We start from the raw sequence: 11,801 nt of genomic DNA on the forward strand, positions 1-11,801 counted from the left end.
CGATGGTCGGCTAACGTCTCTCGACCTTGAGAGGAGCGCGCCGCCATGGCCGACGGGACGACCCCCGCTTTCGACGCCGAACTGACCGACGCCGTCGACGCGCGCGGCGCGGGCGCCAAGCTGCGCTCGCTGGGCAAGATCAATCCGCGCCTGGCCCCGCAGCTGGCCCGCACCATGCTGGGCAAGGCGCGCGACAACGACAGCGCGCCGGCCTTTTCCGCCTATTGCGAGACCAAGGGCTTCGAGTTCACCTCGGCCTGGGCCGCCAACAACATTCCCTTCGTGGCCCCGCTGCTGCGCGACTTCATGGCCAGGCGTCCGGCCGGCGGCCCCAAGACCCGCTACATGGAGATCGGCGCCTATGAGGGCCGAAACCTCGCCTTCATGGACTGGATGTTCCCCGACCGCCTAGACGTGACGGTGATCGATCCCTGGTTCGACGAGGGCCTGAACCCGGAAGAGAAGTATCTGGCGGTGGAGCCGCGCTTCCACCGCAACATGGCTCGCACCACCTTCGGCAAGGTGGCGACCCACAAGGGCTTCTCGACCTACGAGCTGCCCAAGATGCTCGAGGCGGGCGACAAGTTCGACCTGATCTATGTCGACGGCAGCCACACCGCCCTGGCGGTGATGATTGACCTGTGCTGCTGCGCCAGCCTGCTGGAGGTGGGCGGCATGATGGTGCTCGACGACTACTGGCACGACATCAGCGAGATCGGCGGCCCGGGCGTTAAGCAGGCGGTCGACCACTTCCACGCCGCCTTCGGCCGCTATTTCGAGGTGGCCGCCGTCTATCGCCAGGTGGCCCTGGTCAAGACGGCGGAGATCCCGCGCTAGGGTCAAGCCTCGGGGTCGATCAACCGCGCGGGGCCTGATATGGGCTGCGCACGGAGTTTCTGACCACATGACCGATACGATTTCCGACGCCGTGGCCGTGGGCCGCCGGGTGCTGAGCATCGAGGCTCAGGCCCTGACCCAGATGGCCGACGAGCTGGGCGAGGCCTTCGCCCGCGCCGTCCAGGTGATGCACGACGCCAAGGGCCGCATCGTCTGCACGGGCATGGGCAAGTCGGGCCACGTGGCGCGCAAGATCGCCGCCACCCTGGCCTCGACCGGCAGCCAGGCGATGTTCGTCCACCCGGCCGAGGCCAGCCACGGCGACCTCGGCATGATCGGTCCCGACGACGTGGTGCTGGCCCTGTCGAAGTCGGGCGAAGCGCGCGAGCTGGCCGACACCCTGGCCTACTGCAAGCGCTTCTCGATCCCGCTGATCGCCATCACGGCGGTGGCCGCCAGCCAGCTGGGCCAGGCCGGCGACGTGCTGCTGCTGCTGCCCGACGCGCCCGAGGCGACGGCGGAAGTCAATGCGCCCACCACCTCGACGACCCTGCAGATCGCGCTTGGCGATGCGTTGGCCGTGGCGCTGCTGGAAAGCCGCGGCTTCACCGCCAGCGACTTCCGCGTCTTCCACCCGGGCGGCAAGCTGGGCGCGGTGCTGCGCACGGTGGCCGACCTGATGCATGGGCAGGACGAGCTGCCGCTGATCGGGGAGGGCGCGCCGATGAGCGAGGCCCTGCTGGTCATGAGCCAGAAGCGCTTCGGTGCGGTCGGCGTGATCGACGCCGCCGGCGCGCTGGTCGGCCTGATCACCGACGGCGACCTTCGCCGCCACATGGACGGCCTGATGACCCACGCCGCCGGCGAGGTGATGACCAAGGGACCGCTGGTCATCGGCCCCCACGCCCTGGCCGCCGAAGCCCTCAAGGTGATGAACGAGCGCCGGATCACCGTGCTGTTCGTCGTCGAGGCCGGCCAGCCGGTGGGCGTGCTGCACGTGCACGACCTGCTGCGGGCGGGGGTGATCTAAAACCCCTCTCTCTGTGAGAGAGGGAGGGGCCCGCCGCCGGAGGCGGTGGGAGGGTGAGAGGTTACACGCTCACCGGATAGGGCGAGGGCCTAACCAACCCCGCCTCCCTAGGCCTTGTGCCTAGGGCCCAGGCTTCAGCCGCTCAGACTGTGCGGGGCTGGGCGACTGCATCGGCGGCGTCCCGTTCGAAAAAGCCGAGCCTGGCCCGACCATGGATCCTCGCCACGAGGGCGAGGAAGGCGAGAGCTTTTTGGGCGAAAGCAATCGCCCTTCACCGGCCGACGGTGAAACCTCTCACCCTCCCACCGCTTCGCGGCGGGCCCCGCCCTCTCTCAAAGAGAGAGGGACTTGGTTCTAAGGCCGCTGTTCCGCCCCGAACGCCGCCAGGTCCTTGATCAGCGACACCACGGCCTGCTCCACCAACTCGCCGCCCTTCTCGGGCGTGGCCAGGGCCGGATCCGAGCCCATGCGGCCGTCGGCGTAGCGGGCGCGGAAGTCGAGCGCCTCGCGGATCGGGCCGGTGGGGGCGATCTTGGGCTCGTACTCGGCGGTCTTGATGCTGTCGGGATAGCCCCACTGGGTGACGGCGATCTCCGACGGGGTGGCGTGGCTGCCGTGGCCGACCGGGAATTGGCGCATGGCCAGGGCGTTGACGCCGTCCAGGTCCCACCAGTTCTTCAGCTTCATGGCGAAGGGGCAGCGCTCCTTGCGGAAGCTGTACTCGGCGTAGATTTCCGAGAAGGCCGCCTCGATGGTGGCGACGTTGCCGCCGTGGCCGTTGAGGAAATATATTTTCTCGAAGCCGTGGGCGCCCAGCGAGCGGGTCCAGTCGCCGATGGCGGCCATGAAGGTCGACGGACGCAGGAAGATGGTGCCCGGGAAGGCCAGGTGGTGCTGGGCCATGCCGACATTGAAGGTCGGCGCCACCAGCACCTCGTCCGAGCGCTTGGAGGCCTCGTGGGCGATGATCTCGGGGCACAGCCAGTCGGTGCCCAGGAGGCCCGTCGGCCCGTGCTGCTCGTTGGAGCCGATCGGCACGATCACCGTCTTCGAGCGCTGGAGGAAGGCTTCGATCTCGGGCCAGGTCGAGAGGGCGAGCAGCATGGCGGGGTACTCCGAAAAGGCGTCGGCGGCCGGGTTGCGACCGGCTTTTCAAGCGCTTTACGCCCGAAGTCGGGCTTAGCCGACCCCCAATCTGGCGAAACGGCGTGCGGCCGGGCGGCGGCGCGCTCGACCTGCGCGTGCTTGCCCCGGGCCGCCTACCGCGCGCAAGGTGCCGGCCCGGCGTCACGCAGAGCGCCGGGGAGGAGACCGCTGATGGCCCAAGCCCACGCCCGGGACGTGCTGGCCGTGCTCGACGGCGCGGGACCCGCCCTGTCGCCGGTGGCGGCCTCGTGGCGGCGCAGCCTGGTGCTGCACGGCCTGGATCCAGAGAACCGCAAGGCCCCCGACACCCTCACCGAACGCGAACTGCGCGAGGCTCAGGAACGCATGGGCGCCCTGCGCGCGGCGGCCTCCGATACGCTGGACGCCCTGTTCCAGGCGGTCGGGGCGCAGGGGTCCTGCGTGCTGCTGACCGACAGCGCCGGCGTGCCGGTCGACCGTCGGGGCGCGGCGGCCGACGACCCGGTGTTCCACCGCTGGGGCCTGTGGACCGGGGCGGTGTGGAGCGAGGCGCGCGAGGGCACCAACGGCATCGGCACCTGCATCGCCGAGCAGCGCACCCTGACCATCCACCGCGACCAGCACTTCCACACCCGCAACATCGGCCTTAGCTGCACCGTCGCGCCGCTGTTCGACCCGCAAGGCAGGCTGGCCGGCGCGCTGGACGTCTCGTCCTGCCGGCCGGGGCTGGACGGCATGACCGGACTGATGGAAGCGGTGGTCAACGACGCCGCGCGCCGCATCGAGTCCAAGGCCTTTCGCGAGGCCTTCCCCGGCGCGCGCATCGTGCTGCTGGCCGACGGCCGCGCCGACCGCGCCTCGACCCCGATGCTGGCCGTCGACGCCGACGACGTGGTCATCGGCGCCACCCGCGCCGCCCGCCAGGCCCTGGAGCTCACCGACGACAAGCTGCGGCGCGGCCTGCCGTCTCCCGACCGCGGCGCCGATCTCGAAGACGCCGAACGCGCCGCCGTGCGCCGGGCCCTGGGGGCGGCAGGCGGTAACGTGTCTGCGGCGGCGACCGCGCTGGGGGTGAGCCGCGCGACCCTGCACCGCAAGATCAACCGGCTGGGGTTGGGGCGCAGCTAGCGGGGCCCCCCACGCCTCCCCAATAATCCCGTCATTCCCGCCCTTGTGGCGGGAACCTCTGGTTCCGCTCGCAAGTGAGGCGCAAGCGGACTGCTGAGCAGTCCGCCCCTCTCGCCCGTGCGGCTGATAGAGGGGTTCCCGCCACAAGGGCGGGAATGACGGGAGGTGAAAGGGGGAGCTCCTCTCCCTCTGGGAGAGGTTGTCTTGATACCTGTCGCAAACCTGAGACACCCCGCACCCATCTCCGCCTCAGCCCCGCTCCACATCAAAAATCCGGGCGCAACCTGCCTCCAGACGCCGAACACGGCGCGACGGAGGAAACCATGACCAAGCCCGAGTTCATCGACTCGCTGTCCCGCCCGCCGTTCAAGGCGCGCTACGACAACTTCATCGGCGGCCAGTGGGTCGCCCCCGCCGACGGCCGCTATTTCGACAACGCCTCGCCGATCACCGGCCGCAAGATCTGCGAGATCGCCCGCTCGCAGGCGGTCGACGTCGAGCGCGCCCTGGACGCCGCCCACGCCGCCAAGGACGCCTGGGGCAAGACGAGCGTCGCCGAGCGCTCGCGCATCCTGCTGAAGATCGCCGACCGCATGGAGGAGAACCTCGCCGTCCTGGCCAACGCCGAGACCTGGGACAACGGCAAGCCGATCCGCGAGACCACGGCCGCCGACCTGCCGTTGGCCATCGACCACTTCCGCTATTTCGCCGGCTGCCTGCGCAGCCAGGAAGGCGCGATCTCCGAGATCGACCACGACACCATCGCCTATCACTTCCACGAACCGCTGGGCGTGGTCGGCCAGATCATCCCGTGGAACTTCCCGCTGCTGATGGCCTGCTGGAAGCTGGCCCCGGCCATCGCCGCCGGCAACTGCGTGGTGCTGAAGCCCGCCGAGCAGACCCCGGCCTCGATCATGGTGCTGTTCGAGCTGATCGGCGACCTCCTGCCGCCCGGCGTGGTCAATGTGGTCAACGGCTTTGGCCTGGAGGCCGGCAAGCCGCTGGCGTCCAGCCCGCGCATCGCCAAGATCGCCTTCACCGGCGAGACGTCCACCGGGCGTCTCATCATGCAGTACGCCAGCCAGAACCTGATCCCGGTGACGCTGGAGCTGGGCGGCAAGTCGCCCAACATCTTCTTCGCCGACGTGGCGGCCGAGGACGACGACTTCCTCGACAAGGCGCTGGAGGGCTTTGCGATGTTCGCCCTCAATCAGGGCGAGGTCTGCACCTGCCCCAGCCGCGCCCTGGTGCAGAAGTCGGTCTACGACAGGTTCATGGAGAAGGCCCTCAAGCGCGTGCAGGCGGTGGTGCAGGGCAATCCGCTGGACCCCTCGACCATGATCGGCGCCCAGGCGTCCGAGGAGCAGCTGAACAAGATCCTCGGCTACATGGACGTGGGTCGCAACGAGGGCGCCAAGCTCCTGACCGGCGGCTCGCGCACCGTGCTGCCGGGCCAGCTGGCCGACGGCTTCTATGTCGAGCCGACGGTGTTCGAGGGCCACAATAAGATGCGGATCTTCCAGGAGGAGATCTTCGGCCCCGTCCTGGCGGTGACCACCTTCGAGACCGAGGAAGAGGCGCTGGAGATCGCCAACGACACCGCCTTCGGTCTCGGGGCCGGGGTGTGGACCCGCGACGGCTCGCGCGCCTACCGCTTCGGGCGCGGCATCCAGGCCGGCCGGGTGTGGACCAACTGCTACCACGCCTATCCGGCCCATGCGGCCTTCGGAGGCTACAAGCAGTCGGGCGTAGGCCGCGAGACCCACAAGATGATGCTCGACCACTACCAGCAGACCAAGAACCTGCTGGTCAGCTACAGCCCCAAGGCGCTGGGCTTCTTCTAGGCCCCGATCGGTTCCTCGCCCTGGGCCCTCGCCGACGCGGCGGGGGCTCCTTTTCTTCCGCCGGGCGACGGCGGAAACGGGAGCGGCGGCGGCCTCAAAACCGACAAATCGAACAAGACCAAGTTTCTGTCGTCAGAAACAGAAATGGTCTTCTTGCGCAGGGAGCGGCGCTTCGCATACTCCCGCTCGCAAGACGACGACTGACGCAGCGGCAACATCGCTGACGACGACAAGATCGACTGTAGAGACGTTAGGGAGATGCGTGGTGAGCGACGGACAGCTGTTTCCGGTTCCGGAAGACTGGGCGGGTAAGGCCCATATCGACGCCGCCGCCTATGAGGCCGCCGTGGCCCGCGTCGAGAGCGATCCCGAGGGCTACTGGCGCGATCTGGCCGCCCGTCTCGACTGGATCAAGGCCCCCACGAAGATCAAGGACGTCTCCTACGCCAAGGACGACTTCCGCATCCGCTGGTACGAGGACGGGGTGCTGAACGTCAGCGCCAACTGCATCGACCGGCATCTGCCGCACCGCAAGGACGACGTCGCCCTGATCTTCGAGGGCGACGAGCCGGGCGTCTCCGACAAGATCACCTACGGCCAGCTGCACGACCAGGTCTGCCGCATGGCCAATGTGCTGAAAGACCTGGGCGCCAGGAAGGGCGACCGGATCACCATCTATCTGCCGATGACGCCCGTGGCCGCCGTGGCGATGCTGGCCTGCGCCCGCATCGGCGCCATTCACTCGGTCGTGTTCGGCGGCTTCTCGCCCGACAGCATCGCCGGCCGCATCCAGGACTGCGACTCGCGCCTGGTGATCACCGCCGACCAGGGCCGTCGGGGCGGCAAGACGGTGCCTCTGAAGGCCAATATCGACGAGGCCCTGACCCACTGCCCGCAGGTCGAGAAGGTGCTGATGGTCCGCTGGACCGGCGCCGACGTGCCGGTGGTCGAAGGCCGCGACGTGATCTGGAACGACGTGGCGGACGCCGCCTCGCCGGTGTGCGAACCCGAGCCGATGAACGCCGAGGACCCGCTGTTCATCCTCTACACCTCCGGCTCGACGGGTAAGCCCAAGGGCGTGCTGCACACCACCGGCGGCTATCTGGCCTGGGCCAGCTGGACCTTCGAATCCGTCTTCGACTACCGGCCCGGCGAAGTCTTCTGGTGCACCGCCGACGTGGGCTGGGTCACCGGCCACAGCTACGTGGTCTACGGCCCGCTGGCCAACGGCGGGACCAGCCTGATCTTCGAAGGCGTGCCCAACTACCCCACGCCCAGCCGGTTCTGGGAGGTGGTCGACAAGCACAAGGTCGAGATCTTCTACACCGCCCCCACGGCCCTGCGCGCCCTGATGCGCGAGGGCGACGAGCACGTCCTGAAGAACGACCTGTCGTCGCTGCGCCTGCTGGGCAGCGTCGGCGAGCCGATCAATCCGGAAGCCTGGCTCTGGTATCACCGCGTGGTCGGCAAGGATCGCCTGCCGATCGTCGACACCTGGTGGCAGACCGAAACCGGCGGGATCCTCGTCTCGCCGCTGCCGGGCGCCACGGCCCTGAAGCCGGGCTCGGCCACCAAGCCGCTGCCGGGCGTCAAGCTGCAGCTCGTGGACGCCGAGGGCCAGGTGCTGGAGGGGGCGACAGAGGGCAACCTCGTGATCACCGACAGCTGGCCGGGCCAGATGCGCACGGTCTATGGCGACCACCAGCGCTTCTTCGAGACCTATTTCTCGACCTATCCCGGCAAGTACTTCACCGGCGACGGCTGCAAGCGCGACGCCGACGGCTACTACTGGATCACCGGCCGGGTGGACGACGTCATCAACGTCTCGGGCCACCGCCTGGGCACCGCCGAGATCGAGAGCGCCCTGGTCGCCCACGAGGCCGTCGCCGAGGCGGCGGTGGTCGGCTATCCGCACGACATCAAGGGCCAGGGCGTCTACGCCTATGTCACCCTGAAGGCCGACGCGGTCGCCACCGAGGAACTGCGCAAGCAGCTCGTCCTCTGGGTCCGCCACGAGATCGGCCCCTTCGCCGCGCCCGACGTCCTGCAATGGGCCCCCGGCCTGCCCAAGACCCGGTCCGGCAAGATCATGCGCCGCATCCTGCGCAAGATCGCCGAGAACGCGGTCGACGCCCTGGGCGACACCTCGACGCTCGCCGATCCGTCGGTGGTGGATGATCTGGTGCGTAACCGGGCGGGCGCGAAGGCGGCGTAGGGCCTCCTGCGCGTCCGGCGCGAAGAAATATCTCTTCGCGCCCCTGGCGGGAGTTGTGGCGATCACGATAGCTTGCCGCCGTTCAAGCGGGGGCTTGCTGTTCATGCGTTTTCTTTGCCTGGCGACCGTGCTCGCCGCTACGGCCGTCTGCGGCGCGGCGACCGCTGCGCCGAGTCTCTGGGTGCAATGCGACGGGCTGCCCAAGCCCGAGAGCCTGGCCAAGCAGACGGCCAAGGCCGGCCTGACCATCCTGACCGGCGGCTTCTACGGCCTGACCATCGAAGGCGGCGGCGAGCCGGCGGGCGGCGAGGAGGGCGTCACGGCCTGCAAGCAGGCCCTGGTCGATCCGGTGCTGGAGCCCTTCTGGGAGCGGCGCGTCAGCCTGCTGCGGTCCAAGGCCCTGCACGAGGTCGAGGCCGGTCGGCCCGACGTGGGCCTGAAGGACCTGGAAGCCACCCGCGCGGCCGCCGCCGGCCATGTCGACGCCGTGGCCTTCAACCGTTCGCTGGGGGTCTCGACCAAGCTGTTCGAGGCCTCGCTGCTGGCCAAGCAGGGGCGGACCGCCGAGGCCGAACGCCTGGCGGTCGAGGCCGCGGACGCCCGGCCCTGGTCGGCCCGCATCCAGCGGCTGGCGTCGGCGATCTTGGCCATCGATCCCGCCTATAGCGCCGACGAGGAGCGCGTGCTGACGCGCCTGGCCAGGCTCGATCCCGACGGCCTGGCGACCCGGGCCGCCGCGCGCGAATGGGGCGACCCGACCGGCGCCGCCGACGACTGGGCGGCCGAGGCCCAGGCCATGCGGCGCCTGGAACCCAATGGCGAATTCGTCCCGGAGACATTCGAGTACACCCTGGGCTCGGCCGTGCGCCTGCCGTACCCACTGGCCAAGGCGGCGCTTGCCGCCGCGTGGGCGGGCCGGGCCGACCAGGCCAAGGCCTTGCTGGCGGAGCTGGACGGGCTGAAGCCCTGGGCGCCCGAGGTCATGCCCAAGAACAAGTTCCAGGCCGCCCGGGCGACCAGCACCATGAAGGTGTCGGCGCTGATGATCGAGCGCGCGGCGCCCTATAGGAAGGCGACCCAGGCCTGGCTGCTGGCCAACGAGGGCAAGTTCCAGGAGGCGCAGGACATGATCGACGGCCTGCCCGCCGAGCCGGCCACCTTCGAACTGGCTCGCGCGACCGCCAAGGGGTTGGGTCGGCCCGAGGCGCCGGCGCTGGCCGGCCGCGACGACCTGATCAAGTCGCTGCGCGAGGGCCGGGCCGAGCGGCTGGTGGTCTTGGACTACGCCCGGTCGCTGCCGCTGCTGGAGGAGACCGAACCGTCCAGGCAACGGGCCGGCAAGCCGATGAGCGGCCTGCCGGGGCGCGACAACAAGCTGAAGACCGGCGAGATCAGCGTGCGGGTGGAGGGCTATCGCGGCATGGCCGCCGCCGAGGAGCAGGCGCTGCTGCGCGCCGCCCAGGTGGCCCGCACGGCCGGCGCCAAGGGCTTCGTGCTGACCGAGCGCCGCGACTTCGAGAAGTTCTATGTCAGCGCCTATTCGCCGCGCCCGACCGGAAACTCGCCCAATCCGCAGATGGTCGAGACGGTCACCGAGCTGGTGCTGCTGAACCCCGATCCGCCGCCGGCCTATGCCGAGCGCGCGGGGCTGGCGATCGACCCCGAGAAGGTCTGGGCCGAACTGTCGCCGTTCTACGTGCTGCCGGCGGAGGTGAAGTAGGCGAGGGGAGGTCTGTGCTCGCCACGCCCTAGCCTCCATCCCCGCCAGGGTTTATACGCGCGGCCATGTTTGAAGGCCTTTCCCCCCTCGCCCGTGAAGCCCGCTCCTGGCCGTTCGAGCAGGCGCGCGCCACCATCGCCCGCGTCCTGCGCGTGCGTCTCCCCGACCGCGCCGACCAGGAGGCCGCCAAGGCCCTGATCGACGCCGGCAAGACCGACGAGGCGGTGAAAGCCTATCCGGCCCTGAGCAAGGCCGTGATCTTCGAGACCGGCTATGGTCCGTCGGGCCTGCCGCACCTGGGCACCTTCGGCGAAGTGGCGCGCACGACCATGGTGCGCCAGGCCTTCCGCGCGCTCACCGACGACCACATCCCCACGCGCCTGATCGCCTTCAGCGACGACATGGACGGCCTGCGCAAGGTTCCCGACAACATCGAGAACAAGCAGCCGCTGATCGAGGACCTGGGCAAGCCGCTGACGGTCGTCCGCGACCCCTTCGGCACCCACGACAGCTTCGGCGCCCACAACAACGCCCGCCTGCGCGCCTTCCTCGACAGCTTCGGCTTCGAGTACGAGTTCGTGTCCTCGACCGAATGCTACAAGGGCGGGCTGTTCGACGAGACCCTGCTGACGGCCCTGGCTCGCTTCGACGCCATCCAGAAGGTGATGCTGCCGACCTTGGGCGAAGAGCGCCGCGCCACCTATTCGCCGTTCCTGCCCGTCAGCCCCAGCACCGGCAAGGTGCTGCAGGTTCCGACCCTGGAGCGCAACGTCGAGAAGGGCACGATCGTCTTCGAGGACGAGGACGGCTCACGCGTCGAGGTTCCGGTCACCGGCGGCCACGTGAAGATGCAGTGGAAGCCCGACTGGGCCATGCGCTGGACAGCCCTGGGCGTCGACTACGAGATGTCGGGCAAGGACCTGATCGACTCGGTCAAGGCCTCGGGCGCGATCTGCAAGGCCCTGGGCGGGGTTCCGCCGGAAGGCTTCAACTACGAGCTCTTCCTGGACGAGAACAACCAGAAGATCTCCAAGTCCAAGGGCAACGGCCTGTCGATGGAGGACTGGCTGCGCTACGGCGCGCCGGAAAGCCTGTCGTACTACATGTTCCAGAGCCCCAAGTCGGCCAAGAAGCTCTATTTCGACGTCATCCCCAAGGCGACGGACGAGTACCTGCAGCAGCTGGACGCCTTTGGTCGCCAGGAGCCCGCCAAGCAGCTCGACAACCCGGTCTGGCACATCCACGCCGGCAAGCCGCCGCAGCAGGGCTCGCCGGTGTCGTTCAGCCTGATGCTGAACCTCGTCTCGGCCGCCGACGCCTCGACCAAGGAGATCCTCTGGGGCTTCCTGTCGCGCTACATCCCGGGCGCGTCGGCGGAAACCCAGCCGCTGCTGGACCGCCTGGCCGGCTATGCGATCAACTACTACGAGGACTTCGTCAAACCGACGAAGACCTTCCGCGCCCCCACCGACGTGGAACGCGCGGCGATCCTCGACCTGCTGGCCAAGCTGAAGGCCATGCCGGCCGGCACGCAGGACGCCGAGCTGATCCAGAACGAGGTGTTCGAGGTCGGCAAGACCCACGGCTTCGACCCGCTGCGCGCCTGGTTCCAGGCCCTGTACGAGGTTCTCCTCGGCCAGAGCCAGGGCCCGCGCTTCGGCTCGTTCGCGGCGATCTTCGGGATCGACCGCACGATCGCCCTGATCGAAGAGAAGCTGGGCTGAGGTCTTAACTCCTCCCCCGCAAAGCGGGGGAGGGGGACCACGAAGTGGTGGAGGGGGCGAGACTGGGCTCCGTGCCGGCGGTGGGCCCCCCCCGCCCCCCGCCGCACCCCCCCCCCCCCCCCCCCCCCCCCCAACCACGGGGGGGGGAAGTAAGACCAGGCGGGAAAAAGAGGGGGGG

The 11,801-nt window shown here is 69.2% G+C and carries 8 protein-coding genes; 7 read left to right on the forward strand and 1 reads right to left on the reverse strand.

The features are described 5' to 3' along the window. Positions 1-45: 45 nt before the first annotated feature. Together P7A99_RS20110 and P7A99_RS20115 are read left to right on the forward strand one after the other, a co-directional pair. Positions 46-837: a class I SAM-dependent methyltransferase gene (locus tag P7A99_RS20110; RefSeq protein ID WP_277795534.1), complete on the forward strand. Its 792-nt coding sequence runs from the start codon at positions 46-48 to the stop codon at positions 835-837. Positions 838-904: 67 nt separating this feature from the next. Continuing rightward, a complete protein-coding gene (locus tag P7A99_RS20115; protein WP_277795535.1) occupies positions 905-1,867 on the forward strand; it encodes a KpsF/GutQ family sugar-phosphate isomerase in 963 nt (320 codons plus the stop codon). A gap of 354 nt (positions 1,868-2,221) precedes the next feature. On the opposite strand, the gene P7A99_RS20120 is transcribed toward P7A99_RS20115, so the two are convergent. Then, positions 2,222-2,971: a creatininase family protein gene (locus tag P7A99_RS20120; RefSeq protein WP_277795536.1), complete on the reverse strand. Its 750-nt coding sequence runs from the start codon at positions 2,969-2,971 to the stop codon at positions 2,222-2,224. Between the two features lie 213 nt (positions 2,972-3,184). Here P7A99_RS20120 and P7A99_RS20125 point away from each other — a divergent pair, with 213 nt between their 5' ends. The 5 genes from P7A99_RS20125 (at position 3,185) to P7A99_RS20145 (ending at position 11,623) form a co-directional block, all read left to right on the forward strand. Beyond that, positions 3,185-4,120, forward strand: a complete 936-nt coding sequence (locus P7A99_RS20125) for a GAF domain-containing protein (protein WP_277795537.1) — start codon at positions 3,185-3,187, stop codon at positions 4,118-4,120. A gap of 323 nt (positions 4,121-4,443) precedes the next feature. Next, positions 4,444-5,964, forward strand: coding sequence for an aldehyde dehydrogenase (gene adh / locus P7A99_RS20130; RefSeq protein ID WP_277795538.1), 1,521 nt, complete (start codon positions 4,444-4,446; stop codon positions 5,962-5,964). Between the two features lie 262 nt (positions 5,965-6,226). Continuing rightward, positions 6,227-8,179 carry an acetate--CoA ligase gene (acs, locus tag P7A99_RS20135; RefSeq protein ID WP_277795539.1) on the forward strand — a complete coding sequence of 651 codons (1,953 nt, stop codon included), beginning with the start codon at positions 6,227-6,229 and terminating at the stop codon, positions 8,177-8,179. Positions 8,180-8,282: 103 nt separating this feature from the next. Further along, positions 8,283-9,899, forward strand: coding sequence for a hypothetical protein (locus P7A99_RS20140; RefSeq protein WP_277795540.1), 1,617 nt, complete (start codon positions 8,283-8,285; stop codon positions 9,897-9,899). 65 nt (positions 9,900-9,964) lie between these two features. Continuing rightward, positions 9,965-11,623 (forward strand): lysine--tRNA ligase, encoded by a 1,659-nt coding sequence (locus P7A99_RS20145; protein ID WP_277795541.1) that lies wholly within the window; start codon positions 9,965-9,967, stop codon positions 11,621-11,623. The last annotated feature ends 178 nt before the right edge of the window (positions 11,624-11,801 follow it).

The organism is Caulobacter endophyticus, from assembly GCF_029543245.1.
In the GTDB taxonomy this organism is placed as follows: Bacteria; Pseudomonadota; Alphaproteobacteria; order Caulobacterales; family Caulobacteraceae; genus Caulobacter; species Caulobacter endophyticus_A.